We start from the raw sequence: 26,253 nt of genomic DNA on the forward strand, positions 1-26,253 counted from the left end.
CCCCTGTCAGGGCTTGCGTGTCCGGTCGCGCAACCGGGCGATCTGGGCCACGTCGGTTTCCGCATCCAGCGCGGTCATCACCATGTGGAGATGTTCCAGATCCCGCAGATCGACGTCGATCACCAGACGGTAGAAGTCCGGCTTGCGGTCGGTGAAGCGCAGGTCCGAAATATTTGCCTTCTGTTCCCCGATCAAGGTGCAGATCCGGCCGAGCACGCCGGCATCGTTGGAAATCGTCACCTCCAGGCTGACGGTGTGGACGGCGGCATGGCGGCCCGCGTGCCAGTGCAGGTCGATCCAGCGGCCGGGCTGTTCCTCGAATTCCTCCAGCGCCGGGCAGTCGATGGCGTGGATCACCGGCGACTGGCCGCGGTAGGTGATGCCGACGATGCGTTCGCCCGGCACCGGCTGGCAGCAGGGCGCGCGCCGGAACCCCTGGTCGGGCGACAGCCCCACGACCGGGCGCTTTTCGTCCACAAGCTCGGCCTTGGACTGCGCGAGTTCCGGGTAAAGCGTTTCCACCACCTTGCGCGCGGTCAGTTCGGCGCTGCCAAGCTGCGCCAGCAGTTCGGTTTCATCCGACAGGCCCAGCATCTTGGCGGCGGTGCGCAGCGCCTTGTCGGTGGCCTTGCGCCCGACATGGTCGAAGGCGGCGCGGGCCAGTTCCTGCCCCAGCCGCACGAAGCGGCCCTTGTCTTCCTCGCGCAAGCTTCGGCGAATCGCGGCCTTGGCGCGGCCGGTGGTCACGATGTCGATCCAGCTTGCCTGCGGGCGCTGGCCCTCGGCCGTGATGATTTCCACCGACTGCCCGTTCTTCAGCCGGGTCCACAGCGGCACGCGGATGCCGTCGACCTTGGCCGAGACGCAGGAATTGCCGATACGGGTATGGATGGCATAGGCATAGTCCAGTGGGGTGGCCCCGCGCGGCAACTGGATGACATCGCCTTTCGGCGTGAAGCAGAACACCTGGTCGGTATACATCTCGAGTTTGACGTTTTCGAGAAACTCGTCGTGATCGCCCTCGTCCAGCCGTTCGGTCAGCCCCGCGATCCATTTTGCCGGATCGACGGCAAACGGGTTCTGCGCCCGCACGCCCTCGCGGTAGGACCAGTGCGCCGCAACGCCGGCCTCGGCCACCTCGTGCATCTGGCGGGTGCGGATCTGGACCTCGACCCGCTTGCCGTCGCGGCCCGACACCGTGGTGTGGATCGAGCGGTAGCCGTTGGTCTTGGGCTGGCTGATGTAGTCCTTGAACCGCCCCGGCACCGCCCGCCAGCGCTGGTGGATGACGCCCAGCACGCGGTAGCAGTCGGCCTCGGACGCGGTGATGATGCGGAAGCCGTAGATGTCGGACAGGCGCGAGAAGGCCAGATCCTTTTCCTGCATCTTGCGCCAGACGGAATAGGGCTTCTTGGCGCGGCCATACACGTCGGCGTCGATCTGGCCGCGATCGAGTTCAAGCCGGATGTCGGCGGTGATCTTGTGGACCACGTCGCCCGCTTCGCGTTGCAGGGTGATGAAACGGCGGATGATGGAATTGCGCGCCTCGGGGTTCAGCACGCGGAAGGCGAGGTCTTCCAGTTCCTCGCGCATCCACTGCATCCCCATGCGGCCGGCCAGGGGGGCGAAGATCTCCATCGTCTCGCGCGCCTTCTGCGCCTGCTTTTCCGGGCGCATCGACTTGATGGTGCGCATGTTGTGCAGGCGGTCGGCAAGCTTGACCAGAATCACCCGCAGATCCTTCGACATCGCCATGAACAGCTTGCGGAAGTTTTCCGCCTGCTTCGACTGGGCCGAGGACAGTTCGAGGTTGGTCAGCTTGGTGACACCGTCAACCAGTTCGGCAATCTCTTCGCCGAACAGGCGCGACACCTCGGTGTAGGTCGACTTGGTGTCTTCGATGGTGTCGTGCAGCAGGGCGGTGATGATGGTGGCATCATCCAGCCGCTGTTCGGTCAGGATCGCCGCGACCGCGACCGGATGGGTGAAGTAGGGCTCGCCCGAGTGGCGCTGCTGGCCGTCGTGCATCTGCGTGCCGTAGGCATAGGCGCGGCGGATCAGGTCGGCATTGGTGCGCGGATTGTAGTTGCGGACGAGAACGATCAGGTCTTCGACGTCGATCATCCTCGCCGCATCCTATCAAGGGCTTGCGCCTCAGTTCTGGCCCTGCGCTTCCATCAGCGCGCGGAGCAGTTTCTCTTCCGACATGTCGTCCTGCATCGGGCGGTCGATCTCGCCGCCCATCAGCAGGGCCATCTGGTCGTCTTCGGGTTCGTCGACTTCGATCTGGGTCTGGTGGCTTTCGATCATCCGTTCGCGCAGCGCGTCGGCGCCCTGCGTCTCGTCGGCGATCTCGCGCAGCGACACCACGGGGTTCTTGTCGTTGTCGCGGTCGACGGTGACGGGCGAGCCTGCCTGGATCTCGCGCGCCCGGTGGGCCGCCAGCATCACCAGTTCGAACCGGTTCGGAACCTTGTCAACGCAATCTTCAACCGTCACGCGGGCCATGGTGGACTCCATTCAGGATCGGGGGGCACGGAACCGCCTATGTATGCCTTGCCAATCCCCTTGACAAGGCATGATTCCGCGCCGCAGCGCCCCTCAGAGCGGGATCACCGCCGCGCGGTCGGCCTCTGGCAGGGCCGCCAGCATCTGCGCCACGGTCAAGCCCAGCAGCGGATGCTGCCAGTCGGGCGCCAAATCGGCCAGCGGCACCAGCACGAAGGCGCGGTCCTGAAGGCGGGGATGGGGCAGGATCAGCCGGTCGGGGGCCTCGACGGCCTGCGTTTCGGGCGGCAGGTCGCGCCACCGGGTCTGGGTGGCGGCATCGGGCAGCACGGTGTCGCCCAGCGCCAGCAGGTCGAGATCGAGCGTCCGCATCCCCCAGCGCTGCGCGCGCTGGCGGCCAAAGCGCGCCTCTATCCGGTGCAGCGCGGCAAGGATGCCGGGGGCGTCAAGCGTGGTTGTCACCGCGGCCGCCGCATTGACGTAATCCGGCCCGGCCCCGACGGGATGACACGGGGTGGCGAAGAACCGGCTGGCACGGCGCAGGCACATACTTTCGTCGGCAAAACAAGCGACTGCGGCGCGCAGGGTTTCCTGCGGACCATTGCTGCCAATAGGAAGATTCGCGCCTAGCGCAATCAGAGCGCACTGTTCCAAGTTAGCAGACAATGTTATCCTTTCGTATAGAATGGCTTGCAGCCGGTAGCTATCGGTTGATACCCAGCGTCGTTCCTCGCCGAGATTTCAGTTCCATGATTGCCACTCACGGAATTTCGGTCGCGGATCATTATTGAGGGGACAAATACATGTTTTACAAGGACGAACGGCTTGCGCTGTTCATCGACGGGTCGAATCTGTATGCCGCCGCCAAAGCGCTTGGGTTCGACATCGACTACAAGCTGCTGAGGCAGGAATTCATGCGGCGCGGCAAGCTGCTTCGTGCGTTCTACTACAGGGCACCTCGATTTTTGACTGTTTTCGCGGCAACGGCATAGCAGGTTCTGCCCGAAGCGCGGCAGCGACCTTCAGCTGACCGATTGTTGCCTTGGTTTTTATGATCTGCCGCCCATTTCGCCTCGCGGACCTTCGGTTCAGGGCCGTTTTTAGCGATGCGCGGGGCGATCTGCGTCCTTGGCCGACCGTTTTCAGGCTGGGTGCGGGTTGATGCGACCCAGTTGGCCGAGGCGGCGCATGTTGTAGGCGAGATTCTTCATGCCGACTTTGGCCTTCGCCCGCACCAAGCCGATGGTGCGCACCAGGGTGCCGCCCATGTCGTTGGCCTGCGCGCCGAAGATGTGCTCAACCCGGACCCGCACGGTGGATTTGGTGCGGTTGCTGCCCTTGGCCTGGTCGGTCAGCGGCTTGCCCCGATTGCCCTTGCGGTGGATGTGGCTTTTCAGTTTTAAGGCGCGGAGTTTGGCCTCCATCTCCTCGGACCGATAAGCAGCATCCGCCCACACGCCAGACCCGGTGTTGCCCTGCATCAGCAGATGATCCACTGCCTGGCTGTCATGCACAGCGGCGTCGGTGACGTGGTAGCGCCGGACCAGCTTATGCGTGCGGTCCACATTCACATGGTTCTTGTAGCCGTAGTGGCTCTTGCCGTGCTTTTTCGTCCAACGTGCGTCCACATCCTTTTGCACCCGTTTCGCTGGCTTATCAGCCCAATCCTCGGGGACCTCGCCCTTCTTGATCGTTGCGTTTTCATCGCGCGTGTTGTGATTGCGCGGCACCGGCACGATGGAGGCGTCCAGGATCTGACCGCCGCGCGCAATGTAGCCCCGCCGCGCCAAATGACCGTCAAACAACCCGAACAACTCCTCCACCTTGCCGGCCTGCGCCAGCGCATCGCGATACAGCCACACCGTCTTGGCGTCGGGCACCCGGTCACCAAGGCCCAACCCCAGGAAGCGCATAAAGGAAAGCCGGTCGCGGACCTGATATTCGATCTGATCATCCGACAGGTTGTAAAGCGCGCTCAGAACCAGCGTCTTGAACATCAGCACCGCATCTATCGGCTTGCGCCCCGCGCGGGACTTGCGATCCGCAACAGGCTTGCGCCAGACCCGCTCAAGAGCCGGACGAAACTCCTCCCACGGCACGACGGCATCAATTTCGACCAGCGGATCCCTTTTGGCATCGAGGCTCGCGTAACGGTCCGAAAGATCGAAAAAACCCATCTGCGCCATCGTTGCATCCCCAATGCCAGTTCACTGTCTCACCATACCGAAGTGCGGGGGATGGGGCAATTTATAGAGGTGCCCTACACTGCCCTGCTTGAGAACGACGACTATTCCCCGATCCGCCCGCTGGTGGATTGGCTGCACTACAACGGCTTCACCATGGTGACCAAACCGGCCAAGGAATATACCGACAGCCAGGGTCGCCGGAAGGTGAAGGGCAACATGGACATTGAACTGACGGTCAATGCCATGGAACTGGCACCGCGCGTCGATCACATCGTTTTGTTTTCCGGGGATGGCGATTTTCGACCGCTGGTGGAAAGCCTGCAACGTCAAGGGGTTAGGGTTTCGGTGGTGTCAACCATCCGCAGCCAGCCCCCGATGATTGCCGATGAACTGCGCCGTCAGGCCGACAATTTCATCGAACTGGACGAGTTGCGCGAGGTGATTGGCCGCCCGCCGCGCGAACCGCGGGTCGACCGTGAAACCGGCGCCGTCGCGGCAAGCTGAACAGGACGGGGCGCAGTTCCATGGCTGCGCCCCGGCTGTGATGGCGGAAATGCCCGGTTCACCCGATCCGGTCACGGCGTTGAGCTGGAGACTGACGCGTGGTGATTCGCTCGCCTGGGAAGCCCAGCCGCGGGAAATGACCGCCGGGCGGCAGGTCATCTTCCTGCTGTGGCTGGCGCTTGGCGGGCTTTGGGTGCTGCTCTTGCCGCGCTGGCTGGTGCCGGAGGGCAGCCTGCTTTTCTATGCCTGCATGGTGGCGGCGGCCGGGGTGCAATACGGGCTGGCGACGGTGTGGCTGACCTGGCGCGCGCATCGCCGGGCGCGTCGGCGGGTGCCCCTGCCGGTGCGGATGCGGCTGGAAGACCGGGCCGAGGGCCTGCGCGTCGGGCCGGAGGGGGCGGGCGACGGGACGCTGATCGCGCCCGCGATGATCCGGCAGGTGGTGGTGACGCCCGGCCATGTCTTCATCGACACCCCGCGCGATGTGGTGATCGTGCCGCTGCGCGCCTTTCGCGATGTCGGAGAGATGCGCGCCTTTGCCGAACGCTGGGACGAGGCCGCGAAACAGGCGGCGGCCTGAGGGCCCCCCCTGCATGGAAAAGCCGCAGCCTGCGCGCGCGGCGGGGCTGGACCTGAGGCGCGCTCCGGCTTACCTAGTCGGGTGTTGCAGGAATGGATGATGCGCATGACCAAGCCCCCGCTGACCCTTTACCTGGCCGCGCCGCGCGGCTTTTGCGCCGGTGTGGACCGCGCGATCAAGATCGTGGAAATGGCGCTGCAGAAATGGGGCGCGCCGGTCTATGTGCGCCACGAGATCGTGCACAACAAGTTCGTGGTTGACGGGCTGAAGGCCAAGGGCGCGGTGTTCGTCGAGGAACTGGACGACGTGCCCGGCGACCGGCCGGTGATCTTTTCGGCGCATGGCGTGCCGAAGGCGGTGCCCGCCGAGGCGGCGCGGCGCGAGATGATCTTTGTCGATGCCACCTGCCCGCTGGTCTCCAAGGTGCATCTGGAGGCGGAACGGCATTTCGAGGCCGGGTTGCAGATGGTGATGATCGGCCACAAGGGCCACCCCGAAACCATCGGCACCATGGGGCAGCTGCCCGAGGGCGAGGTGCTGCTGGTGGAAACCGAGGCCGACGTGGCGGAGCTGGAGGTGCGCGACCCGCAGGCGCTGGCGTTCATCACCCAGACCACCCTGTCGATCGACGACACCGCCGGGATCGTGGCCGCGCTGCAGGCGAAGTTTCCCGCCATCGTCGGGCCGCACAAGGAAGACATCTGCTACGCCACCACCAACCGGCAGGGTGCCGTCAAGGCGATTGCCGGGCGGATCGACGCGCTGCTGGTGATCGGCGCGCCGAACTCCTCGAACTCGCTGCGGCTGGTCGAGGTCGGGCGTGCGGCGGGGTGCAAGTATGCGCAACTGGTGCAGCGGGCGGGCGACATCGACTGGCGCGCGCTGGAAGGCATCGCCACGGTCGGCATCGCGGCCGGCGCCTCGGCGCCCGAGGTGCTGGTGACCGAAGTGCTCGACGCGTTCCGGGCGCGGTATGACACGACGGTGGAGGTGGTGGAGACGGTGTCCGAGAATGTCGAGTTCAAGGTGCCGCGCGTGCTGCGCGAACCGGCAGCGGCGCAGGACGCCTGACGCCATGACCCCGATTCCGCGCGCGGCGCTGATCCTTGGCCTTGCCGGGCTGATCCCTTTCCTGTGGGGCGCAGTGAGCCAGTTCTTTCCGGCCCTGGGTGACTGGGGCCAGCAGGTGCTGGGTCCGCGCTTTGTCGGGCCCTATGTCACGCTTTCGTACGGCACGGTGATTCTCGCCTTCATGTCGGGGGTGCTCTGGGGCTTTTCCATGCGGGCCACCGGGCGCGAGGCGGCGGTGGGCTATGTCTTTTCGGTGATCCCGGCGCTGTGGGCCTTTTTCTTCATCGGCGGCGGGCCGGTGTCGGCGGCAATCTGGCTGGCGGCGGGCTTCGTGCTGCTGATCGTGCTGGACTGGATGTTCTGGCGGCAGGGTCTGGCGCCGGACTGGTGGCTGCGGCTGCGCGCGATGCTGACGGCGGTGGTTCTGGCCTGCCTCTGCGTGCCGATCTTCGGGTAGGCGGCAGGTGCTTGTGCGCCGTGCGCGCTTGGTCTAGGGCTGCGCCATGCCTGATCTTTTCGCCTATACCGATGGTGCCTGTTCCGGCAATCCCGGCCCCGGGGGCTGGGGTGTGCTGATGCTGGCGCGCGACGGGGCCGCCGTGGTCAAGGAACGCACGCTTTGCGGCGGCGAGGCCATGACCACCAACAACCGCATGGAACTGCTGGCCGCGATTTCCGCGCTGGAGGTGCTGGAGCGGCCTTCCGCGCTGATCATCGTGACCGACAGCGCCTATGTGAAGAACGGCATCACCGAATGGCTGGCCGGGTGGAAGCGCAAGGGCTGGCGCACGGCGGGCGGATCGCCGGTGAAGAACATCGACCTGTGGCAGCGGCTGGATGAGGCGCGGTTGCGCCACACCGTCGAATGGCGCTGGATCAAGGGCCACGCGGGCCATGCCGAGAACGAGCGCGCCGACGAGCTGGCGCGCGAGGGCATGGCGCCGTTCAAGCCCGGGCGGGCGAAATGACCCTGCTGCTGGCGCTGGAATATGCGTCGGTGGTGGTGTTCGCGCTGACCGGGGCGCTGGTCGCCAGCCGGTCGCAACTGGATATCGTGGGCTTCATCTTCATCGCCTGCCTGACGGCGGTGGGCGGCGGCACGCTGCGCGACGTGCTTCTGAACCGCGACCCGGTGTTCTGGGTGGCGGACCCGGTGATCCTCGCGGTGGCGGCGCTGGCGGCGGTGGTGGTGTTCTTCACCGCGCACCGGCTGGAAAGCCGCTACAACGCGATCCTGTGGCTGGATGCCTGCGCGCTGGCCGTGGCGGTGCCTGCCGGGGTCGGCGTGGCGATGGGGCTGGGGCAAGGCTGGCCGATCGTGCTGGTGGCCGGGGTGATCACCGGCTGCATGGGGGGCCTCCTGCGCGACGTGGTGTGCAACGAGGTGCCGCTGGTGCTGAAGCAGGGCGAGCTTTACGTGACGGCGGCCTTTGCCGGGGCGGCCTCGGCGGTGCTGGTGCAGGCGTTTGCGGCCGACCGGACAGCGGCGCTGATCGCCTGCGCGGCGGTGACGCTGGTGCTGCGCGCGGGCAGTCTGGCCTTTGGCTGGCGCCTGCCGGTCTACCGGGCGCGGCCGCCCCGGGATCAGTCGCCCAAGCGTTAGCCGATGCGCCGGGCGATGGCTGGCCTTCGCGTCGGTGTTGCTCTACGATTCCGCCATGGCACGCCCCAGAACCATTCCCGACACCGATGTTTTCGCCATCGTTCGGCAGTTGCTGGCGGAAGGCGGCGACAAGGCGGTGGCCTTTTCGGCTGTCGCACAGGCCAGCGGACTGGCGGCGCCGTCGCTGGTGCAGCGTTACGGCTCGCGCGAGGGGATGGTGCGGGCGGCGCTGACGGCCGGCTGGGATGCGGCTGACGCGGCGGCGGAAGAAGCGGCCCTCGACACCCCGCCCTCGGCCAAGGGGGCGCTGGCGTTTCTCAAGGTTCTGGGGGCGCAGACCGCCGACCTTGCCCTGCTGGCCACCGAGTTCCGCGACCCGGCGTTGCGGGCGCGCGCGTCTGCGTGGCGCGCGCAGGTGGAGGCGGTGCTGGCGCAGCGCCTTGGCGGCGGGGCCAGGGGGCGCGAGGCGGCGGCGCTGCTGTTCGCGGCGTGGCAGGGGCAGGTGCTGTGGCAGGCGACCGGGGGCAAGGGCTTCCGGCTGAAGGATGTCGTCAAGCGGCTGGGCTAGACCCTAGCGGGCAATGTAGGTGCGCCACAGCCAGATCAGCAGCATGGCCCCGATGACCGCGCCGACGAACCCGGTCAGCCAGCCGCCGATCGTCAGGATGACCCGCAGCACCAGCCCGCCGATCAATGCGCCGAACACGCCGATGACGATGGTGGTCGGCACATCGGCCTGCACCTTCATGAAGCGGGTGGCCAGAAACCCCGCGGCGGCACCGATGATGATCAGAAAGACGATGGACATGGGGCGACTCCCGTATGGCTTCAAGACATATGGGGGGTGCGGGGCGGGTTGTGAAGCGGGTCAGCCCAGATGGTCTGGCAGGGCAAAGCCGCGCAGCACCTCGGCCGCGTCCATCGGGCGTTTGCCCTCGCGCTGGGCTTGCGTGATTTCCACCGCGCCGCTGCCGCAGGCGATGGTCAGCCCGCCCAGCACCTGACCGGGTGTGCCGTGGCCCGGGGCCAGACGCGCGCGCAGCAGTTTGACCCGTTCGCCCGCGATGTCGCACCACGCACCGGGAAAGGGTGACAGGCCGCGAATCTGGCGATCAACCTCGGGCGCGGGGCGGGACCAGTCGATGCGGGATTCGGCCTTGTCGATCTTGGCGGCATAGGTGACGCCGGATTCGGGCTGCGGTTTGGGGGTCAGGGCGGGCAGATCGTCCAGCGCCTGCACGATCAGCCGCGCGCCCATGTCGGCCAGCCGGTCGTGCAGATCCTGCGTGGTGTCTTCGGGGCCGATCGGGGTCGCCGCGCGCAGCAGCACCGGGCCGGTATCGAGCCCCGCCTCCATCCGCATGATGCAGACGCCGGTTTCGCTGTCGCCCGCAAGGATGGCGCGGTGGATCGGTGCCGCCCCGCGCCAGCGCGGCAGCAGCGAGGCATGGATGTTCAGGCAACCCAGCGCCGGGGCATCGAGGATCGGCTGCGGCAGGATCAGGCCATAGGCCACGACCACGGCGATGTCGGCCCCAAGGGCGGCGAAGTCGGCCTGTGCCTGCGCGTTGCGCAGGCCGGCGGGGTGGCGGACGGGCAGGCCCAAAGCTTCGGCCGCCGCCTGCACCGGGCCGGGGCGGGGCTGCTTGCCACGCCCGGCGGGGCGGGGCGGCTGGGTGTAGACGGCCAGAATGTCATGCCGGGCGGCCAATGCCTGCAAGACCGGCACCGAAAAGGCGGGGGTGCCCATGAAAACGATCTTCATTGCCGCGCCATCAGCTTTTCCGACTTTGCAATCAGCATCTTGCGTTTCAGCGGCTTGAGGTGGTCGAAATACATCCGCCCGTTCAGGTGGTCGATCTGGTGCTGCACCGAGGTTGCCCAGACGTTGATGAAATCGCGGTCTTCCATCTGCCCCTCGGCGTTCAGGTAGCGCACCGTCACCGCGCGCGGGCGGCTGATGGTGGCCGAGACGCCGGGCAGGTTGGGGCTGCCCTCGTCATGGTCACGGAACTGGCCCGAGGCGTGCAGGATCTCGGGGTTGGCGAGCAGGATCGCCTGCCCGCGTTCGGTCGAACAATCGACCACCGCAAGGCGCAGCATGACGCCGATCTGCGGCCCGCCGAGGCCGTAGCCGGGCATCGCCTCCATCGTGTCGACCATGTCGGCCCAATGGGCGCGGATCGCGTCGGTGATCGCCTCGACCGGGGCGGCCGGGGTCTTCAGCCGCCTGTCGGGCCACATGAGACATTGCCGGGCGGTCATGGCGCGGCCCCTGCTTCGGTGACCGCCACGGCGCGGGCTTCCGGCGTGAGGCGGTCGAGCGTCAGGATTCCGTCGAGATGGTCGATTTCGTGCTGGGCGCAGATTGCGGCAAAGCCGGTCAGGGTGTCGTCGCAGGCGGTGCCGTCAAGGTCTTGCCAGCGCAGGCGGATCGCGGTGGCGCGGGTGATCAGCGGCAGGGTGCCGGGGATCGACAGGCAGCCTTCGGCTCCGGTGGCAACGGTGTCGTCGCGCCACAGGATCTCGGGGTTCAGCAGCACGCGCGGCTGCGGGGTGCCCTCTTTCCAGCCGACATCCATCACTAAGATCCGCAGCATCGCCCCGACCTGCGGCCCGGCAAGGCCCCGGCCGGGGGCGGCATACATCGTTTCCAGCATGTCGGCGGCCAGCGCCGACAGATTGCCCGTGCAGGGCGCGCAGACCATGGAAAGGCGCGGGTCGGGCCAGCGCAGGATCGGCAGCAGCGCCATCAGGCGCGCGGGTCGAACTTGGGCGTGTCGGAGACGCGCTCAAGAACCCCGCCCGCCCGCGCGATGTCACGCTTCAGCTTTTCCATCTTGCGGGTGATCATCTGGCGGCGCAGCGGGCGCAGGTAGTCGATGAACAGCTTGCCGTCGAGATGGTCCATCTCGTGCTGCACGCAGGTGGCCCAGAGACCGGAGAACTGTTCTTCCTGTTCCTTGCCGTCAAGCCCCATCCAGCGCACGCGCACCTCGGCGGGGCGTTCGATGTCGGCGTATTGTTCGGGCAGCGAGAGGCAGCCTTCCTCGTAGGTGTTGAGGTCTTCGGAGGCCCAGGTGATCACCGGGTTGAACAGCACCATCGGGCGGTGCGCCTGCGCCGGGTCCTTGACGCAATCCATCACCAGCAGACGCTTGGTCACCCCGACCTGCGGGGCGGCCAGACCGACGCCGGGCGCGTCATACATGGTCTGGAGCATGTCTTCGGCCAGACGGCCGATGTCTGCCGTGACCTGGCCCACCGGGTCACAGATCTTTTTCAGGCGCGGGTCGGGATGGATCAGGATCTGGCGTATCATGCCCCTGATTTACGGGAACTGCCTTGCGCGCGCAAGAAGGTGCCCCTGCGGTGCTTTTGCGCGGGCCTGGCGGGGGGATGCGGGGGGATGCGATAAAATCTCCCGTTATCCGCAAAATTTCTACGAAATTTTCCCGTCATGTCACAGGCAGGGGTGAAAATTCACCAACGCCCGGAGAGAGATTGGTTCGGGTGCCGTTTGGCGCTAAGCCGGGAGGCACAGGAAAGGTGCGGGTTGCGCGCGCCGACCGGGGCGCAAGGCTGGCTGCGACACAGGGGACTGCGATGAATTTTGACGAGAAGATCGACCGGACCGGCACCCATTCGGTGAAATGGGACATGATGGAAAGGATCTATGGCGTGCCCGCCTCCGAGGGCATCGCGATGTGGGTGGCCGACATGGAGTTCCGCCCGCCGCACTGCGTGCAGGCAGCGGTCGAGGGCATGGCGGCGCACGGGCTCTACGGCTATTTCGGCGATGATGCCGACTATCTGGCCGCGATCCGCTGGTGGATGGCAAACCGGCATGGCTGGGATGTGGCGCCCGAGGCGATCTTTACCACGCATGGCCTGGTGAACGGCACGGCGATGTGCGTCGATGCCTTCACCGCGCCCGGCGATGCCGTCGTGCTGATGACGCCGGTCTATCACGCCTTTGCGCGGGTGGTTAAGGCGGCGGGGCGGGGGGTGACGGAATGCCCGCTGGCGCTGGCCGACGGGCGCTACGTGATGGATTTCGACGCCTGGGATGCCGCGATGACCGGGCGGGAGAAGATGCTGATCCTGTGTTCGCCGCACAATCCCGGCGGGCGGGTGTGGACGGTGGGGGAGCTGCGCGGCGTGGCCGATTTCTGCCTGCGCCATGATCTGGTGCTGGTCAGCGACGAGATCCATCATGATCTGGTGTTTCCGGGGCACAAGCACACGGTGATGCCGCTGGCCGCGCCCGAGATCCTCGACCGGCTGGTGATGATGACGGCGACGACCAAGACCTTCAACATCGCGGGCAGCCATTCGGGCAATGTGATCATCCCCGACCCGGGCCTGCGGGCGCGGTTCGCGCAGCGGATGAACGCGCTGGGCATCTCGGCCAATTCCTTCGGGCTGTTCATGGCCACGGCCGCCTATTCGCCGGAAGGGGCGGCGTGGGTCGATGCGCTGATGCCGTATCTCGACGGCAACCGGCGGCTGTTCGACGATGCGATCAACGCCATACCGGGCCTGCGCTCGATGCCGCTGGAGGCGACCTATCTGGCCTGGGTCGATTTTTCCGGCACCGGGATGACGGCGGCCGAGTTCATCGCGCGGGTGGAAAAGGGTGCGAAGGTTGCCGCCAATCACGGTGCGACCTTCGGGACGGGGGGCGAAACCTATCTGCGCTTCAATTTGGCCGCGCCCCGGGCGCAGGTGGCCGAGGCGGCGGCGCGGATCGGACAGGCCTTTGCCGATCTGCAATAGGATTGGCGGTTCCCCCGGCCCCGCAGGGCCGGGGCGGCATCAGTTGCGGGGCAGATAGCCCGCGGGCGCATTCTCGTCGCGCCAGAAATCCAGCGCCGCCCTGTCCGTCACCTGGGTGGCGCGCTTGAATTCGCAGATCAGTTCGCCGTTCTCGACCGTGCTGGCCACGATCAGGCATTGCGCTGCGTGGCGCGCGCCGTCGAACACGTCGACCAGCCCGCGCAGTTGCGGCACGAGGGCGGCCTCGATCGCGAAACCGTCGTGCCACATGCGCAGGATCGGAAACTCGGCATTGCCGACCCTGACCCGCAGCCGCGAGCGGCGCTTCTGATCGCGGATGCGGGCAGCATCAAGCCCGTCGCGCACGTCCTTCGGCAGGTGTTCCAGCATGATGGTCTCCTTTCCAATGTCTTCAAGTTTGGGCCATAAGCGGTTAAAATCAAGGCACTTTGTGATTTGTTTTTTCGGCGGGGGCATTCGGGTCAGGAATTGCTGGGGATGCCGGGCGGCAGGCACGGGCGTTCGGCCAGCGCGGGTGGCGGGGATGCCGGAAAATTCGCGTGAGGGTTGCGGGGGCGGGCCCTGCGGCCGGGTGCGGGCGGCGCGGAGGACCGGGGCGATTTGCCGCCGACCCGGCCGAAGGGCGATGAAACAAGGTGCCGCGACGCCGCAGGGGGCGGCGGGAAATGCGCCGCGCCGGTTGCCATGGGCGGCGGAATGGGCTTTGTGGTCGCGACACCGCACGAGGATGCCATGAGCCGATTTGCCCCCTGTTTCGCCCCGGCCGGGGCCGGGCCCGCCGCGCCGGGTGTCGGCGGGCAGGCCGCCTGGCTCGACCTTTCCGGCACGGCCAACCCCCGGCCCTACCCCCTGCCCGCCGAAGATACCCCGGCATCGCCCGGGGCGGCCCGGTCGCTTGAGGCCGCGGCCCGGAGTTTCTGGCGGGCGCCCGCCGCGGCGGCGATGCTGGCGGCACCGGACGCGACGGGGCTGATCGGGCTGCTGCCGCTGCTGGCCGGGCCGGGGCGGGTGGCCATCGCGGACCCCGGCGGCGCGGCGGGCCGGGCGTTCCGGGCCTGTGGCCGCGCGGTTGTGTGGGATGAGGCGGGCGGGGAGGCGGAGGCGGGCGGGGCGGAGGCGGGCGGGGCGGAGGCGGGCGGGGCGGAGGCGGGCGGGGCGGAGGCGGGCGGGGCGGAGGCGGGCGGGGCGGAGGCGGGCGGGGCGGCGGCGCGGGTGCTGGTGCATCCGGGCCACGACGACGGGCGGCTGTGGACGGGGCCGGTGCCGGATGCGCCGCTGCTGGTGATCGACGAACGCTGCGGCGATGCGATGGCCGAGGCCAGCCTGATCGGGCTCGCGGCCCGGCCCGGCTGTCTGGTGCTGAAAAGCCTGAGCCGGTTCTGGGGGCATACCGCGTTGCGGACGGCGTTTGCCTTCGGTGATCCGGCGCTGATCGCGCGGCTGGCGGCGCGGGCAGGCCGGGTGCCCGACCCGGAGCAGGCGGCGGGCGCACGGCTGCTGGGCGATGCCGACTGGGCGCAGGCGACGCGGGCGCGGCTGGCGCGCGACGCGGCGCGGCTGGATGCGCTGTTCCCGGCGCCGCTGGCGGGCGGCACCCCGCTGTTCCGGCTTTACGATACGGCGGATGCCGCGGGCTGGCAGGCGGATCTGGCCCGCCACCGCATCCGGGTGCGGACCTTCTTGCACAACCCGCGCTGGCTGCGTTTGGGCCTGCCGGGCGGCGAGGGGGATTGGGAACGGCTTGAAGAAGCCTTGTCGGACGGGGGAATCCGGGCATGAGTGCGGTTCTGCTGGTGCCTGCGCTGCTGCTGGATGCGGCCCTGGGCGAGCCGAAATGGCTGTGGTCGCGCTGGCCGCATCCGGCGGTGCTGATGGGCCGCGCTGTGGCCGCGCTGGACCGGCGGCTGAACCTTGGCGCGGCGCGCAGGGCCAAGGGTGTGCTGGCGATGGCGCTGCTGGGGATTGGCGCGCTGGCGCTGGGCTGGGCGATAAGGCTGATCCCGGATTTCGGGCTGCTGGAGGTGCTGGGAGCCGCAATCCTGCTGGCACAGCGGTCGCTGGTCGATCACGTGCGGGCGGTTGGCGATGCGCTGCGGGTGTCGCTGGGCGACGGGCGCCGCAGCGTGGCGCGGATCGTCGGGCGCGACACCGCCGCGATGACCGTGCCCGACGTGGCGCGGGGGGCGATTGAAAGTGCGGCGGAAAACCATTCCGACGGGGTGGTGGCACCGGCGCTGTGGTTTCTGGTCGGTGGGTTGCCGGGGCTTCTGCTTTACAAGATCACCAACACCGCCGACAGCATGATCGGCCACCGCACCCCGCAGTATGAGGAGTTCGGCTGGGCCGCCGCCCGCTTCGACGATCTGCTGAACCTGGTGCCCGCCCGGCTGACCGCGCTGCTGATCGCGGTGACGAACGGGCGTTTCGATGCCCGGCCCGCGATCCGGCGCGACGCCCCGCTGCACCGCTCGCCCAATGCCGGCTGGCCCGAGGCGGCGATGGCCGTAGTGCTGAACCTGAGCCTCTCCGGCCCGCGCAGCTACCACGGCGAGCGGCGCGACTACCCCTGGGTGTTCCCCGAAGGGCGACGCGACGCCGGGCCGGACGACATCGACGCGGCCTGCGGCGTGCTGTGGCGGACCTGGGCGGGGCTGCTGGCGGTGGTCGTGGTGCTGGCGCTGGTCTGATCTTGCCTGCACCGGCGGCGCTGCTACTGTGCCGCGACCCTGACCGGAGCCTGCCATGCGCCTTGCCGCCCTGCCCCTGCTTGCCTGCCTTGCCGCCCCCGCCACCGCCGCACCCTGCGGCGGCGATTTCGCGGCCTTCGTCGCGGCGATGCAGGCCGAGGGGCTGGCGCAGGGCCGCACCCCGGCCGAGGTGGAGAGCTTCTTCCGCGGCGCGAGGATCGACCCGCGGGTTCTGAAGGCAGACCGCTCGCAAGGCGTGTTCCGCAAGACGTTTCTCGATTTCTCCCGCAGCCTGATCAGCAAGGACCGGATCACCAGGGGGGCCGCCGCCAGCAAGGCGCATGATGCGGTGTTCGACCGGGCGGCGCGCGAATATGGCGTGTCGCGCGGCATCCTGCTGGCCTTCTGGGCGTTCGAGACCGATTTCGGCGCGGTGCAGGGCGACTTCAACACCCGCGACGCGCTGGTCACGCTGGGGCACGACTGCCGGCGGCCAGAGCTGTTCCAGCCGCAGATCCTGGCCGCGATGCAGCTTCACGCGCTGGGCGATCTTGACCCGGCGACGACGACCGGCGCCTGGGCGGGCGAGATCGGCATGGTGCAGATGCTGCCGAAGGACATTCTGGAACGCGGCGTCGATGGCGACGGCGACGGGCTGATCACGCTGAAGACTTCCGTCCCCGATGCGCTGCTGTCGGGGGCGCGGATGCTGCAAAGCCTTGGCTGGCGCGCGGGCGAGCCGTGGCTGCAGGAGGTCGTGCTGCCGCCGGGCCTCGACTGGGGCCGGACCGGGCTGAACACCACGCTGCCGGTGGCCGACTGGGCCGCGATGGGGGTGCGGGGGCGCGGCGCCGATCTGGCGGCGGGGATGGAAGGCTCGATCCTGCTGCCTCAGGGGCGCAAGGGGCCCGCGTTCCTCGCCTATCCGAATTTCCGGGTGCTGTTCGAATGGAACAAGAGCTTTGTCTATGTCACCACCGCCGCCTATTTCGCAACCCGGCTGGAAGGCGCGCCCCCCTATGACGCGGGCATCCCCGACCCGGCGCTGAGCGATGACGAGATGAAGGCCTTGCAGGAAAGGCTGGCGGCGCGTGGCCATGATGTCGGCAAGATCGACGGCATTCTGGGCGCCGCGACCCGCACCGCGGTGCAGGCCGAACAGGCCCGCCTCGGCCTGCCCGCCGATGCCTGGCCGACCGAAGACCTGCTGGCGGGGCTGTGAATGGCCGACTGGGGGCTTTGCACCACGGTCAAGGCGCCGGCCGAGCAGGTGCTGGCCTTCGTGGCGCATCATCTGGGGCTGGGGGCGGCGCGGCTGTGGCTGTATTTCGATGACCCCGAAGACCCGGCAGCCGGGGCGCTGGCGGGGCTGGACCGGGTGACGGTGATCCGCTGCGATGCCGACTGGTGGAAGGGCGACCGGCCCGAGGCGCACCAGAACCGGCAGGGCCGCAACATGAAGCGCACCTGGCGCGCGGCGCGCCTGCCCTGGGTCGGGCACATCGATGTCGACGAATTCCTGCTGCCCGACGCGCCGATCGCACGGGCGCTGGCCGCCGTGCCGGGGGACCAGCCGCAGGTGCGTCTGGCGCCGTGGGAGGCGCTGCACGATCCGGCGCTGCCCGACGACATCTTCACCGCCCGCCACTTCCGCGCCCAGATGGGCGGGGCTGCGCAGGCCGCCAACCGCATCCGGGTGTTCGGCCCCTATGCGCCGCTGCTTCCCAGCGGAATGCTCAGCCATTCGGCGGGCAAATGCTTCTTCCGCACCGGCGTGCCGGGGTTGCAGCCCCGGCTGCATGGCGCCTTCATCGCGGGGCAACGGCTGGATGGCGGCGACTTCCACCCCGGCATCGCGCTGCTGCATTTCCACGCCGAAGACCCCGCGCGCTGGAAGCACCGGCTGCAGTTCCGCCTGACGCGCGGCGCCTACAAGTTCAACCCCGCCCTGCAGGCGCATCTGGCAGCGGCCGACGCCGGGGGAATCGACGCATTCTTTGACCGGGTGCAGACCCCTTCGCCCGAGTGTCTGGCGCTGCTGGGCCGGCTGGGCCTGCTGCGCACCACACGGCTGGGCTTGCGGGAAAAAGTGGCTGCGCTGACCGGGGCCTGATTTTTCGTAGAAAAATCGCGGTCAGGCGACCAGCGCCGCAGCCTTTTTCAGATCGACGCTGACCAGCTGGCTGACGCCCTGCTCGGCCATCGTCACCCCGAACAGCCGGTCCATCCGCGCCATGGTCACGGCGTGGTGGGTGATGATCAGGAAGCGGGTCTCGGTGCGCCGTGTCATCTCGTCCAGCAGGTCGCAGAACCGGGTGACGTTGGCATCGTCGAGCGGGGCATCAACCTCGTCCAGCACGCAGATCGGCGAGGGGTTGGCCAGGAACACCGCGAAGATCAGCGCCAGCGCCGTCAGCGTCTGCTCGCCCCCCGACAAGAGGCTGAGGACGGCCAGCTTCTTGCCCGGCGGCTGGCACATGATTTCGAGCCCGGCTTCCAGCGGGTCGTCGCTTTCCACCAGCACCAGCTTCGCCTCGCCGCCGCCGAACAGGTGGGTGAACAGGGTGGCAAAGCTGGCGTTCACCGCCTCGAAGGCGGTCAGCAGCCGTTCGCGCCCCTCGCGGTTCAGCCCGGCGATGCCCGCGCGCAGGCGTTTCACCGCCTCCTCCAGATCGGCCTTCTCGTGTGCCAGGGTGCCGTGCTCCTCGGTCACGACCTTCACGTCCTCCTCGGCGCGCAGGTTCACGGCGCCCAGCGATTCCCGCTGGCGTTTCAGGCGGTTGACCTCGGTTTCCAGCGTTTCGGCGTCGGGCATCCGGTCGGGGTCTGCGGCAAGGCTTTCCAGCAGTTCGGCCGGCGCGCGTTCGGTATCCTCGCGGATGCGGGCCGTGGCGTGGGCCAGCGTCTCGCGGGCGGCATCGGCGCGGGCCTCGGCGCGGGCGCGGGCCTCGCGCGCTTCGCCCGCGCTGCGTTCGGCCTCGCGTTCGGTGGCGGTGGCGTCACGCAGCGCGGTTTCGGCCAGTGCCAGCGCGTCGGCGGCATGGGCGCGGCGGACCTCGGCCTCGGCCATCGCGTCGGTCAGTTCCTCGCGCTTGATGGCGATTTCTTCCGGCAGGGCAGAGGCTTCGGCCAGATCGTCCTCGGCGGCGGCCTTGCGCTCGGCGAGTTCGGCCATGCGCTTTTCGGCCGTTTCCAGCCGGTGCCTCCAGCCCGAAACCTCTTTTGCCGCCTCCTGCCGCCTGCGCACCCGCGCCTCGCCTTCGCGGCGCAGTTCGTCATGGGCGGACCGGCGCGACAGCATGGCGGCGCGGGCGGCCTCCACCTCCTGGCGCAGCGCGTCGGTGGCGGCGCGGGCTTCGTCGAGATCGGGCAGGCCGGTGCTGCCGGTCTCGGCCTCGGCCAGCCTTTCGCGGGCGGACCGGGCCTCGTCGGCGTGGCGGGTGACGGCGAGCCGCGCGGCCTCGAGCTTGCCGCCGGCGATGGAGCGGTCGGCCTCGGCGCGGGCGGCGGTGCGGCTGGCTTCGGTCACGCGGGCGTCGGCGGCGCGGCGGGCGTCGCGTGCCATCTGGTCGGCGCGGGCCAGATCGGCCAGCCTTGCCTGCAATGCCTCGTGTGCCAGTCGCGCGCCGGTGGCCCTTGCCGCAACATCCTCCAGATCGCGCTTCAGTTGCACCAACCGGTTCAGTTGGCGCAGGCGGGCGGCGGCGGCAGAGGGCGCATCCTCGGCGGCGGCGCGAAACCCGTCCCAGCGCCAGAGGTCGCCCTCGACGCTGACCAGCCGCTGACCGGGGGCGAGCGCGGCCTGCAATGCCGCCCCCTGCCCGCGGTCCACCAGCCCGATCTGGGCCAGCCTGCGGTGCAGCACGTCGGGCGCCTGCACATGACCCGCCAGCGGCACGCAGCCGGGCGGAAGCGGTTGCGGCGAAGGATAGTAAGGCAGCCCCGCCCAGCCCGAGCGCACCGCACCCTCAACCAGCGGTGCGCGCAGATCGTCGGCCAGCGCCGCGCCCAGCGCCGCCTCAAAGCCCGGTTCCACCTGCAAGCGGTCGATCAGCTGCGTGCCCGCCTGCGATTCCCGGTCCACCAGCCGGGCCAGCGCCGCGACCTCGGCCCGCAGCGCGTTGGCCTCGCCTTCGGCAGAGGAGCGCGCGGCGCGGGCGTCGGCCTCGCGGCCCTGCACTTCGGCGCGGGCTTCCTCGGTCTGCGCCAGCGCCTCCTCGGTGGCTTCGGCCAGTTCGACGGCCTCTGCCTGCGCCTCCTCTGCCGCGTCGAACGCTTCGGCGGCGCGTTCCTGTGCGTCGGTGGCGATCTCGACCGCCTCGCGGGCCCGCGCGGCCTCGGCCTCGGCGCGTTGCAGCGTGGTGCGGGTGTCGGCCAGCAGGCGCTGCGCCGACTGGTGGCGGGCGGCAAGGCGGGCGGCATCCTCGGTGCGCTCGGTCAGGGCGGATTCGCTGGCCGACAGGGCGGCCCCGGCGGCGCGGGCGGCCTCGGCGGCATCTGCAAGGCGCTCGTCATGGCCGTCGTGGGCGCGGTGAAGCTGGGTCATCTCCCAGTCGAGCCGGGCGATGGTGTCCTCGGCATCGCGGTTCAGGCCGGCCTCGCGCTCGATGTCGCGGGCAAGCTGGTCGATGCGGCCGCGCAGGGTGTCGATGGTCTGGCGGGCGCGTGCGTCCTGATCGGCCAGCGCATCGCGCTGCGCGGTCAGGCGTTGCAGCACGGCGGCGGCAATCGCCTCCTCCTCGCGCCGGGGCGGCAGGGCGTCCTCGCGCAGGGTGCGCGCCTTGGTGGCGGCGCGGGCGGCGGCTTCGGCCTGCCCGGCGGCCAGCAGGCGCAGGCGCAGCGTCTCGTCGGCCTCGGCGCGGGCGGTGTCGGCCTCGCGCCAGCGGCGATAGAGCAGGCAGCCCTCGGCGCGGCGCAGGTCTTCCCCGATCTCGCGGTAGCGCGCCGCCTGCCGCGCCTGCCGCACCAGTGTTGCCAGTTGCGCGGCCAGCGCCTCCAGCACGTCATCGACACGGGTCAGGTTGGTTTCGGTGGCCTGCAGGCGCAGTTCCGCCTCGTGCCGCCGCTGGTAGAGGCCCGAGATGCCCGCCGCCTCCTCCAGTATCCGGCGGCGGGATTTGGGCTTGGCGTTGATCAGTTCCGAAATCTGCCCCTGCCGCACCAGCGCGGGGCTGTGCGCCCCGGTCGAGGCATCGGCGAACAGCATCTGGATGTCGCGGGCGCGGACCTCGCGCGTGTTGACCCGGTAGGCCGAGCCCGCATCGCGGGTGATGCGGCGCACGATCTCGATCTGGTCCTGATCGTTGAAGCCTGCGGGGGCCAGCCGGTCGGCATTGTCCATCACCAGCGCCACTTCGGCGAAGTTGCGCGCCGGGCGGGTGGCGGCGCCGGCGAAGATCACGTCCTCCATCCCGCCGCCGCGCATCGCGGTGGGGCGGTTTTCGCCCATCACCCAGCGCAGCGCCTCCAGCAGGTTCGACTTGCCGCAGCCATTGGGGCCAACCACGCCCGTCAACCCCTCGTGGATCACCAGATCCGTGGGGTCGACAAAGCTCTTGAAGCCGTTCAGGCGCAGGCGGGTGAACCGCAAGGGGAAACCTCGGTGATTCCGGGTGAAGGGGCATCGTCCGGCGTGGCGCGCAGCGAGTCAACGGCCAAGCCCCGCATATCGGGGGGATCGGCGGTTTGTCCACATCATCTTGCTGCGAGGCGCGGGCTTGACCGGCGGTCACCGCCCCTGCACACTCCGGTGGTCCACGGCACCGGAGGGCTGCCATGATCCCACCCTATTGCGGCCGCTGCCTGTGTGGTGCGGTGCGCTTGCCTGCGACGCCGCCCCGCTGTGGCAGGCGCATTGCCATTGCGAAAGCTGCCGGAGGGCGACGGCCTCGGGCTTCACCTCGTTTCTGGGCGTGGCGGACGGGGCCTGGCGCTGGACGGGGGCCAAACCCGCCACCCATGGCTCCAGCCCCGGCGTCTGGCGCGATTTCTGCGGCACCTGCGGCACGCCGATGGCCTACCGCGCGACCCGCTTCCCGGGCGAGATGCACTTCTACGCGGCCACGCTCGACCATCCCGAAGCCTTCGCCCCCACCCAGCACGTCCACAGTGCCGAGGCGCTGCCGTGGATCGCGCTTGCCGATGGTCTGCCATGCCGATGACCCCCGCCACCCCCTACCGCGCGCAGGCGCCGCAGGACTGGGGCGCGGTGCTGCGGCTGATCCAGATCGCCTTCGCCGGGATGGAGGGGCGGATCGACCCGCCGTCCTCGATGCACCACCTGACGGTGGCCGACATCGCCCGGCAAGCCGAGGAAGCCGAGGTCTGGCTGATCGGTGCGAAACCGGTGGCCTGTGTGTTCCTGACGCCGAAGCCGGGAATGCTGCATATCGGCAAGCTGGCGGTTGATGCCGCGCATCGCGGGCAGGGGCTGGCGCGGGCGCTGATTGCCACGGCCGAGGCCCGCGCCCGTGCGCTGGGCCTGCCGCTGCTGGAACTGCAAAGCCGGGTGGAGCTGCTGGAAAACCACGCCACCTTCGCGGCGCTGGGCTTCCGGCAGACCGGGGCCACGGCGCATCCGGGGTATCTGCGCCCGACCTCGCTGACCTTCGCAAGGCCGGTGTGACGCGGCCTTGCCAACGCCGCCCCCCGGCCTCAGGATGCCGCCATTCCGACCGGAGGCCCGATGATCCCCGCCCTTCTGACGCTGCTGGCCGCGCAACTGGCGGGCGAAACCGTCGCCCGTGCGCTTCACCTGCCACTGCCCGGCCCCGTGCTGGGCATGGTGCTGCTGCTGGCGGGGTTTGCGCTGCTGCCCGGACTGGCGGCGATGCTGCGCCCGGTGGCGCAGGGCATCCTCGGCCATCTGTTCGTGCCGGCCGGGGTCGGCGTGGTCGGGCACCTTGACCGGCTGGGCCGCGAGGGTGGGCCGATCCTGATCGCGCTGGTGGTCTCGACCGTGCTGGCGATTGCGGTGGGGGCGCTGGTGTTCGACGCCGTGGCGCGCTGGACGAACAACCGGTTCGAGGACGCGGAATGACCGATTTCACCGAGATCTGGAGCTATCTTTCGCAAGGCCCGCTCTTGTGGCTGACCGCGACGCTGGCGGCCTATGCCATCGGCGACGCCGCCTTCCGCGCGGCGGGGCGCAGGCCGCTGGTCAACCCGGTGCTGATCGCGGTGGTGCTGCTGGCGGGGGTGCTGGCCGTTACCTCGACGCCTTATGCCACCTATTTCGAAGGCGCGCAGTTCGTGCATTTTCTGCTCGGCCCCGCCACGGTCGCGCTGGCGCTGCCGCTGTGGGACAGCCGCGCCCATGTCCGTCGCGCCCTGGTGCCGGTGCTGGCGGCGCTGCTGGCCGGGTCTGCCACGGCGGTCGCTTCGGCACTGGGAATCGCCTGGGCGCTGGGGGTGCGCGGCGAGGCGCTGATCTCGCTCGCGCCGAAATCGGCCACCGCGCCGGTGGCGCTGGGCATCTCGGAATCGCTGGGCGGGTCGCCCACGCTGACGGCGGTGCTGGTGATCATGACCGGTATCATCGGCGCGGTGGTGGCGACGCCGCTGCTGAACCTGCTGCGGCTGAAGGACTGGCGGGCGCGCGGCTTTGCCGTGGGGATGGCGGCGCATGGCATCGGCACCGCCCGCGCCTTTCAGGTCCACCCCACGGCCGGCGCCTTCGCGGGCCTCGGCATGGGGCTGAATGCGGTGCTGACCGCGTTTCTGGCCCCCGCAATGCTGAAACTGTTCCTGTGACCGGCCTTTCCCGTTCATCTTGGCCCAAATATCCCCGCCGGAGGCACCCCCCCTTTCCACCCAGACCGGAGCCCGCATGACAAACCCCACCCTGCTTTGCATCTGCGGCGCGCTGCGTGCCGCCTCGACCAACCGCCTGCTGCTGGCCGAGGCCGTCCGTGCCTTTGGCCCGGCAGATGTGGGCCACGCAGACCTGCGCCTGCCGCTTTATGACGGCGATCTCGAGGCCGCCGAGGGGATTCCGCCCGGGGTGCAGCGTCTGGCCGACCAGATCGCGGGCGCCGATGCCATCGTGATTTCCACGCCGGAATACAACAAGGCGCTGCCCGGCGTGCTGAAGAACGCGCTGGACTGGGTCAGCCGCACCAAGGGCGGGCCGTGGCGCGACAAGCCGGTGGCAATCCTGTCGGCCGCCGACGGGCGGGCGGGAGGCGAGCGTTCGCAGTTCTCGCTGCGGCTGTGCCTGACGCCGTTCCGCCCGCGCCTGCTGACCGGGCCGGAGGTGCTGGTGGCGCAGTCGCGCAGCGCCTTCGATGCCGAAGGCCGACTGACCGACGCGCGCAACACGGCGGCGCTGACCGAGCTGATGCATCTGCTGCGCGCCGAGGCGCTGCGGGGGTGACCATGACCCATGTTCAGACCGACGTGATGGACCCGGCCCGCGCCGCCGCCCTTTGCGCCACGCTGGGCATTGACCGCGCACCGGAAAGCCCGCTGATCCCGTTCGGCCATCAGGTCTATTTCTGGCAGGCCGAACCGCCGCAGGGGCTGGGGCGTGACGGGCACCCGAAGCTGGGCGGGCTGATCCCCGACGTCGGCCTGCCGCGCCGGATGTGGGCGGGCGGGCGGCTGGTATTCGCGCATCCGCTGCACGCCGGCACCCCGGCGGAGCGGCACACCACGCTGGACAGCGTGACCCGCAAGACCGGCCGCAGCGGCCCGCTGGCGCTGGTAACCCTGCGGCACGAGGTATGGCAGGCGGGGCGCATCTGCGTGACCGAATGGCAGGATCTGGTCTACCGCGCCGAGGCGACGCCCGGCGCGCCCCCGCCGACCCCGCCGCAGGCGCCCGACGCGGCGGAGGTGACCGAACCGGCGGCTTTTTTGGCGACTCTGCTGTTCCGCTATTCGGCGCTGACCTTCAACGGTCACCGCATCCACTACGACATCGAATATGCCCGTCATGTCGAAGGCTACGGCGGCCTTGTGGTGCATGGCCCCCTGCTGGCGCAACGGCTGATGCTGCTGGCCGAGGCGCGGCTGGGGCGGCTGACCACGTTTCGCTACCGCGCCACGGCCCCGCTGCTGGCGGGCGAGGCGGCGTGGCTTTGCGCCGACGGCGCGCGGCTCTGGGTGCGCGGGCCGCACGGGCGGCTGTGCATGGCGGCAGAGGCGGGTTGATCCCGGGGCCAACCCCGAGAGCCGGCCGCAAAATTTTTGGAAAAATTTTGGCTCCCGGAGCCGATGGTGGTCGTCAGACCTTCAGGCTGGCCCCGACCGTCAGGCCGTCGGGGATGCGGTCCTCCCCATCCAGCACCAGATCGGCCATCGTCTCGGCCACCATCGGCGCCATGCCGAAGCCGATCCTGAAGCCGCCATTGGCGACGAACCAGCCCGGCCGCCCCGGCCATGCCCCCAGCATCGGCGCGCGCGAGGCCGCCCGTGGCCGCAAGCCCGCCCAGCGGGTGATCACCGCCGCCCCGGCCAGCACCGGGAAGGCCGCGACCGCGCGGGCGTGCAGCGCGTCGAGCTGGGCGTCGGTGCCGGTCGGGTCGTCCCACTGGCGCTCGCTGGTCGAGCCGATCGCCAGGGTGCCATCGGCATGGGGCACGAGGAACAGCCCGTCCATGAAGATCTGCGGCACGTCGCCCGCGTTGTAGGCAAGGCTCATCGCCTGCCCCTTGACGCCGTTGCCGACCTGCCGCCCGACCTGCGCGGACAGCGCCGCCAGCCCCGCGACCCCTGTCGCCCAGACCACCGGCCCCGGCCCCGGTTCCACCGCCCCAAGGATCACCTCGGCACCCGCCGCCCGCAATGCCGCAACCAGCGCCTGCGCCGCCATCCCCGGATGCAGCCGACCGGTCAGAGTGTCGGCCACCAGCCAGCCCGAGGGGCTTGGCGGCTCCCACCCCGTGCCTTTCGCCTCGACCACCCGCCATTCGGCCCGGCCCTGCCACAGCCGGGCGGCGCCCTCGGTCCGCCCCTGCGCCGCCGCCACCGCCGCCGCATCGGCCAGGGGTTGCAACCGCCCCAGCCGGGCGTAGCCGGTGGGCAGACCCGATGCCGCCGCGACCGCGCCCCACCAGCCTTCGGCCATCAGCAGGCTTTCCAGCTGGAACGCCTTGAGATCGTTCCAGTTTTCCGGCACATGCGGCGACAGCGCGCCGACCAGACCGCCGCTCGATCCGGCCCCGATCCGGTCAGCCTCGATCAGCCGGACCTTCGCGCCGCGCCGGGCCGCCGCCCAGGCGACGGAAAGCCCGAAGATCCCGCCGCCCATCACCGTCAGGTCGGGGTGTGCCATCTGCCATCCTTTCAAGTGCCGTGCCGAGATCCGGCGTT

General features: G+C 69.5%; 29 protein-coding genes and 2 pseudogenes. 19 read left to right on the forward strand and 12 right to left on the reverse strand.

Annotated features, from left to right (window positions below; translation table 11 throughout):
* Positions 1–6: 6 nt before the first annotated feature.
* From RNZ50_05655 to folK, 3 genes are all read right to left on the reverse strand, one after another.
* Positions 7–2,124, reverse strand: a complete 2,118-nt coding sequence (locus RNZ50_05655) for a bifunctional (p)ppGpp synthetase/guanosine-3',5'-bis(diphosphate) 3'-pyrophosphohydrolase (GenBank protein MDT8854524.1) — start codon at positions 2,122–2,124, stop codon at positions 7–9.
* Between the two features lie 30 nt (positions 2,125–2,154).
* Entirely contained in the window at positions 2,155–2,508 is a 354-nt protein-coding gene (rpoZ, locus tag RNZ50_05660) for a DNA-directed RNA polymerase subunit omega (protein MDT8854525.1), read from the reverse strand.
* A gap of 93 nt (positions 2,509–2,601) precedes the next feature.
* Positions 2,602–3,174, reverse strand: coding sequence for a 2-amino-4-hydroxy-6-hydroxymethyldihydropteridine diphosphokinase (gene folK / locus RNZ50_05665; protein MDT8854526.1), 573 nt, complete (start codon positions 3,172–3,174; stop codon positions 2,602–2,604).
* Between the two features lie 137 nt (positions 3,175–3,311).
* Between folK and RNZ50_05670 the strand changes: the two are divergent.
* Positions 3,312–3,464 (forward strand): annotated as a pseudogene (locus RNZ50_05670) (NYN domain-containing protein).
* Positions 3,465–3,650: 186 nt separating this feature from the next.
* Here RNZ50_05670 and RNZ50_05675 read toward each other — a convergent pair.
* Entirely contained in the window at positions 3,651–4,694 is a 1,044-nt protein-coding gene (locus RNZ50_05675) for an IS5 family transposase (protein ID MDT8854527.1), read from the reverse strand.
* A 75-nt stretch (positions 4,695–4,769) separates the two neighbouring features.
* Between RNZ50_05675 and RNZ50_05680 the strand changes: the two are divergent.
* From RNZ50_05680 to RNZ50_05710, 7 genes and pseudogenes are all read left to right on the forward strand, one after another.
* A pseudogene (locus tag RNZ50_05680) lies at positions 4,770–5,198 on the forward strand (NYN domain-containing protein).
* Between the two features lie 79 nt (positions 5,199–5,277).
* Positions 5,278–5,778 carry a hypothetical protein gene (locus RNZ50_05685; GenBank protein MDT8854528.1) on the forward strand — a complete coding sequence of 167 codons (501 nt, stop codon included), beginning with the start codon at positions 5,278–5,280 and terminating at the stop codon, positions 5,776–5,778.
* Positions 5,779–5,883: 105 nt separating this feature from the next.
* Positions 5,884–6,849 (forward strand): 4-hydroxy-3-methylbut-2-enyl diphosphate reductase, encoded by a 966-nt coding sequence (gene ispH / locus RNZ50_05690; protein ID MDT8854529.1) that lies wholly within the window; start codon positions 5,884–5,886, stop codon positions 6,847–6,849.
* A gap of 4 nt (positions 6,850–6,853) precedes the next feature.
* A complete protein-coding gene (locus RNZ50_05695; protein ID MDT8854530.1) occupies positions 6,854–7,306 on the forward strand; it encodes a DUF3429 domain-containing protein in 453 nt (150 codons plus the stop codon).
* 46 nt (positions 7,307–7,352) lie between these two features.
* Entirely contained in the window at positions 7,353–7,817 is a 465-nt protein-coding gene (rnhA, locus tag RNZ50_05700) for a ribonuclease HI (protein ID MDT8854531.1), read from the forward strand.
* Positions 7,814–8,452, forward strand: a complete 639-nt coding sequence (locus RNZ50_05705) for a trimeric intracellular cation channel family protein (protein ID MDT8854532.1) — start codon at positions 7,814–7,816, stop codon at positions 8,450–8,452. Before rnhA ends, RNZ50_05705 begins: the two co-directional genes overlap by 4 nt.
* A gap of 55 nt (positions 8,453–8,507) precedes the next feature.
* Positions 8,508–9,020 (forward strand): transcriptional regulator, encoded by a 513-nt coding sequence (locus tag RNZ50_05710; protein ID MDT8854533.1) that lies wholly within the window; start codon positions 8,508–8,510, stop codon positions 9,018–9,020.
* 3 nt (positions 9,021–9,023) lie between these two features.
* Here the strand turns inward: RNZ50_05710 and RNZ50_05715 are convergent, their stop codons facing one another.
* Genes RNZ50_05715 through def (RNZ50_05735) form a run of 5 tightly spaced genes read right to left on the reverse strand, consistent with a single transcriptional unit; the run spans position 9,024 to position 11,774 of the window.
* On the reverse strand, positions 9,024–9,260 hold the full coding sequence (locus RNZ50_05715) for a GlsB/YeaQ/YmgE family stress response membrane protein (GenBank protein ID MDT8854534.1): 237 nt from the start codon (positions 9,258–9,260) through the stop codon (positions 9,024–9,026).
* 60 nt (positions 9,261–9,320) lie between these two features.
* Positions 9,321–10,217 carry a methionyl-tRNA formyltransferase gene (gene fmt, locus RNZ50_05720; GenBank protein ID MDT8854535.1) on the reverse strand — a complete coding sequence of 299 codons (897 nt, stop codon included), beginning with the start codon at positions 10,215–10,217 and terminating at the stop codon, positions 9,321–9,323.
* A complete protein-coding gene (gene def, locus RNZ50_05725; GenBank protein ID MDT8854536.1) occupies positions 10,214–10,717 on the reverse strand; it encodes a peptide deformylase in 504 nt (167 codons plus the stop codon). The genes fmt and def (RNZ50_05725) overlap by 4 nt, the downstream gene beginning before the upstream one ends.
* Entirely contained in the window at positions 10,714–11,205 is a 492-nt protein-coding gene (gene def, locus RNZ50_05730) for a peptide deformylase (protein MDT8854537.1), read from the reverse strand. The genes def (RNZ50_05725) and def (RNZ50_05730) overlap by 4 nt, the downstream gene beginning before the upstream one ends.
* Positions 11,205–11,774, reverse strand: coding sequence for a peptide deformylase (gene def, locus RNZ50_05735; GenBank protein MDT8854538.1), 570 nt, complete (start codon positions 11,772–11,774; stop codon positions 11,205–11,207). The genes def (RNZ50_05730) and def (RNZ50_05735) overlap by 1 nt, the downstream gene beginning before the upstream one ends.
* A 284-nt stretch (positions 11,775–12,058) precedes the next feature.
* Between def (RNZ50_05735) and RNZ50_05740 the strand changes: the two genes are divergently transcribed.
* Complete coding sequence (locus RNZ50_05740; GenBank protein ID MDT8854539.1) at positions 12,059–13,231, forward strand: MalY/PatB family protein; 1,173 nt, start codon at positions 12,059–12,061, stop codon at positions 13,229–13,231.
* Positions 13,232–13,270: 39 nt separating this feature from the next.
* Here RNZ50_05740 and RNZ50_05745 read toward each other — a convergent pair whose 3' ends face one another.
* On the reverse strand, positions 13,271–13,621 hold the full coding sequence (locus RNZ50_05745) for a hypothetical protein (protein MDT8854540.1): 351 nt from the start codon (positions 13,619–13,621) through the stop codon (positions 13,271–13,273).
* A 363-nt stretch (positions 13,622–13,984) separates the two neighbouring features.
* Here RNZ50_05745 and RNZ50_05750 point away from each other — a divergent pair, with 363 nt between their 5' ends.
* The 4 genes from RNZ50_05750 to RNZ50_05765 are packed head-to-tail and all read left to right on the forward strand — an operon-like array spanning position 13,985 to position 18,052.
* Positions 13,985–15,031 carry an aminotransferase class I/II-fold pyridoxal phosphate-dependent enzyme gene (locus tag RNZ50_05750; protein MDT8854541.1) on the forward strand — a complete coding sequence of 349 codons (1,047 nt, stop codon included), beginning with the start codon at positions 13,985–13,987 and terminating at the stop codon, positions 15,029–15,031.
* Positions 15,028–15,939, forward strand: coding sequence for an adenosylcobinamide-phosphate synthase CbiB (cbiB, locus tag RNZ50_05755; protein ID MDT8854542.1), 912 nt, complete (start codon positions 15,028–15,030; stop codon positions 15,937–15,939). Before RNZ50_05750 ends, cbiB begins: the two co-directional genes overlap by 4 nt.
* A 55-nt stretch (positions 15,940–15,994) precedes the next feature.
* On the forward strand, positions 15,995–17,161 hold the full coding sequence (locus RNZ50_05760; protein MDT8854543.1) for a lytic murein transglycosylase: 1,167 nt from the start codon (positions 15,995–15,997) through the stop codon (positions 17,159–17,161).
* Positions 17,162–18,052, forward strand: a complete 891-nt coding sequence (locus tag RNZ50_05765) for a glycosyltransferase family 2 protein (GenBank protein MDT8854544.1) — start codon at positions 17,162–17,164, stop codon at positions 18,050–18,052.
* 21 nt (positions 18,053–18,073) lie between these two features.
* Here RNZ50_05765 and RNZ50_05770 read toward each other — a convergent pair whose 3' ends face one another.
* The gene (locus RNZ50_05770) at positions 18,074–21,529 is read right to left on the reverse strand and encodes an AAA family ATPase (GenBank protein MDT8854545.1); all 3,456 of its coding nucleotides are present in this window, start codon (positions 21,527–21,529) and stop codon (positions 18,074–18,076) included.
* Positions 21,530–21,728: 199 nt separating this feature from the next.
* On the opposite strand from RNZ50_05770, the gene RNZ50_05775 reads away from it, so the two are divergent.
* From RNZ50_05775 to RNZ50_05800, 6 genes are all read left to right on the forward strand, one after another.
* Positions 21,729–22,100 carry a GFA family protein gene (locus RNZ50_05775; GenBank protein ID MDT8854546.1) on the forward strand — a complete coding sequence of 124 codons (372 nt, stop codon included), beginning with the start codon at positions 21,729–21,731 and terminating at the stop codon, positions 22,098–22,100.
* On the forward strand, positions 22,097–22,564 hold the full coding sequence (locus RNZ50_05780) for a GNAT family N-acetyltransferase (GenBank protein ID MDT8854547.1): 468 nt from the start codon (positions 22,097–22,099) through the stop codon (positions 22,562–22,564). Before RNZ50_05775 ends, RNZ50_05780 begins: the two co-directional genes overlap by 4 nt.
* A 60-nt stretch (positions 22,565–22,624) precedes the next feature.
* Positions 22,625–22,978, forward strand: coding sequence for a CidA/LrgA family protein (locus tag RNZ50_05785; protein MDT8854548.1), 354 nt, complete (start codon positions 22,625–22,627; stop codon positions 22,976–22,978).
* On the forward strand, positions 22,975–23,691 hold the full coding sequence (locus RNZ50_05790) for an LrgB family protein (GenBank protein MDT8854549.1): 717 nt from the start codon (positions 22,975–22,977) through the stop codon (positions 23,689–23,691). The genes RNZ50_05785 and RNZ50_05790 overlap by 4 nt, the downstream gene beginning before the upstream one ends.
* 76 nt (positions 23,692–23,767) lie before the next feature.
* Positions 23,768–24,313 carry an NAD(P)H-dependent oxidoreductase gene (locus tag RNZ50_05795; protein ID MDT8854550.1) on the forward strand — a complete coding sequence of 182 codons (546 nt, stop codon included), beginning with the start codon at positions 23,768–23,770 and terminating at the stop codon, positions 24,311–24,313.
* 2 nt (positions 24,314–24,315) lie between these two features.
* On the forward strand, positions 24,316–25,092 hold the full coding sequence (locus tag RNZ50_05800; protein ID MDT8854551.1) for a MaoC family dehydratase N-terminal domain-containing protein: 777 nt from the start codon (positions 24,316–24,318) through the stop codon (positions 25,090–25,092).
* A gap of 73 nt (positions 25,093–25,165) precedes the next feature.
* Here the strand turns inward: RNZ50_05800 and RNZ50_05805 are convergent, their stop codons facing one another.
* A complete protein-coding gene (locus RNZ50_05805) occupies positions 25,166–26,215 on the reverse strand; it encodes an FAD-dependent oxidoreductase (protein ID MDT8854552.1) in 1,050 nt (349 codons plus the stop codon).
* Positions 26,216–26,253: the final 38 nt, after the last annotated feature.

The organism is Paracoccaceae bacterium Fryx2 (assembly GCA_032334235.1).
Classification (GTDB): domain Bacteria; phylum Pseudomonadota; class Alphaproteobacteria; order Rhodobacterales; family Rhodobacteraceae; genus JAVSGI01.

Excerpts from the sequence above, each read along its gene's own strand:
- RNZ50_05655 (MDT8854524.1), bottom strand. The coding sequence starts at position 2,124 with ATGATCGACGTCGAAGACCTGATCGTTCTCGTCCGCAACTACAATCCG.
- rpoZ (MDT8854525.1), bottom strand. The coding sequence starts at position 2,508 with ATGGCCCGCGTGACGGTTGAAGATTGCGTTGACAAGGTTCCGAACCGG.
- RNZ50_05675 (MDT8854527.1), bottom strand. The coding sequence starts at position 4,694 with ATGGCGCAGATGGGTTTTTTCGATCTTTCGGACCGTTACGCGAGCCTC.
- ispH (MDT8854529.1), top strand. The coding sequence starts at position 5,884 with ATGACCAAGCCCCCGCTGACCCTTTACCTGGCCGCGCCGCGCGGCTTT.
- RNZ50_05695 (MDT8854530.1), top strand. The coding sequence starts at position 6,854 with ATGACCCCGATTCCGCGCGCGGCGCTGATCCTTGGCCTTGCCGGGCTG.
- rnhA (MDT8854531.1), top strand. The coding sequence starts at position 7,353 with ATGCCTGATCTTTTCGCCTATACCGATGGTGCCTGTTCCGGCAATCCC.
- RNZ50_05705 (MDT8854532.1), top strand. The coding sequence starts at position 7,814 with ATGACCCTGCTGCTGGCGCTGGAATATGCGTCGGTGGTGGTGTTCGCG.
- RNZ50_05710 (MDT8854533.1), top strand. The coding sequence starts at position 8,508 with ATGGCACGCCCCAGAACCATTCCCGACACCGATGTTTTCGCCATCGTT.
- RNZ50_05715 (MDT8854534.1), bottom strand. The coding sequence starts at position 9,260 with ATGTCCATCGTCTTTCTGATCATCATCGGTGCCGCCGCGGGGTTTCTG.
- fmt (MDT8854535.1), bottom strand. The coding sequence starts at position 10,217 with ATGAAGATCGTTTTCATGGGCACCCCCGCCTTTTCGGTGCCGGTCTTG.
- def (MDT8854536.1), bottom strand. The coding sequence starts at position 10,717 with ATGACCGCCCGGCAATGTCTCATGTGGCCCGACAGGCGGCTGAAGACC.
- def (MDT8854537.1), bottom strand. The coding sequence starts at position 11,205 with ATGGCGCTGCTGCCGATCCTGCGCTGGCCCGACCCGCGCCTTTCCATG.
- def (MDT8854538.1), bottom strand. The coding sequence starts at position 11,774 with ATGATACGCCAGATCCTGATCCATCCCGACCCGCGCCTGAAAAAGATC.
- RNZ50_05740 (MDT8854539.1), top strand. The coding sequence starts at position 12,059 with ATGAATTTTGACGAGAAGATCGACCGGACCGGCACCCATTCGGTGAAA.
- RNZ50_05745 (MDT8854540.1), bottom strand. The coding sequence starts at position 13,621 with ATGCTGGAACACCTGCCGAAGGACGTGCGCGACGGGCTTGATGCTGCC.
- RNZ50_05750 (MDT8854541.1), top strand. The coding sequence starts at position 13,985 with ATGAGCCGATTTGCCCCCTGTTTCGCCCCGGCCGGGGCCGGGCCCGCC.
- cbiB (MDT8854542.1), top strand. The coding sequence starts at position 15,028 with ATGAGTGCGGTTCTGCTGGTGCCTGCGCTGCTGCTGGATGCGGCCCTG.
- RNZ50_05760 (MDT8854543.1), top strand. The coding sequence starts at position 15,995 with ATGCGCCTTGCCGCCCTGCCCCTGCTTGCCTGCCTTGCCGCCCCCGCC.
- RNZ50_05765 (MDT8854544.1), top strand. The coding sequence starts at position 17,162 with ATGGCCGACTGGGGGCTTTGCACCACGGTCAAGGCGCCGGCCGAGCAG.
- RNZ50_05780 (MDT8854547.1), top strand. The coding sequence starts at position 22,097 with ATGACCCCCGCCACCCCCTACCGCGCGCAGGCGCCGCAGGACTGGGGC.
- RNZ50_05785 (MDT8854548.1), top strand. The coding sequence starts at position 22,625 with ATGATCCCCGCCCTTCTGACGCTGCTGGCCGCGCAACTGGCGGGCGAA.
- RNZ50_05790 (MDT8854549.1), top strand. The coding sequence starts at position 22,975 with ATGACCGATTTCACCGAGATCTGGAGCTATCTTTCGCAAGGCCCGCTC.
- RNZ50_05795 (MDT8854550.1), top strand. The coding sequence starts at position 23,768 with ATGACAAACCCCACCCTGCTTTGCATCTGCGGCGCGCTGCGTGCCGCC.
- RNZ50_05800 (MDT8854551.1), top strand. The coding sequence starts at position 24,316 with ATGACCCATGTTCAGACCGACGTGATGGACCCGGCCCGCGCCGCCGCC.
- RNZ50_05805 (MDT8854552.1), bottom strand. The coding sequence starts at position 26,215 with ATGGCACACCCCGACCTGACGGTGATGGGCGGCGGGATCTTCGGGCTT.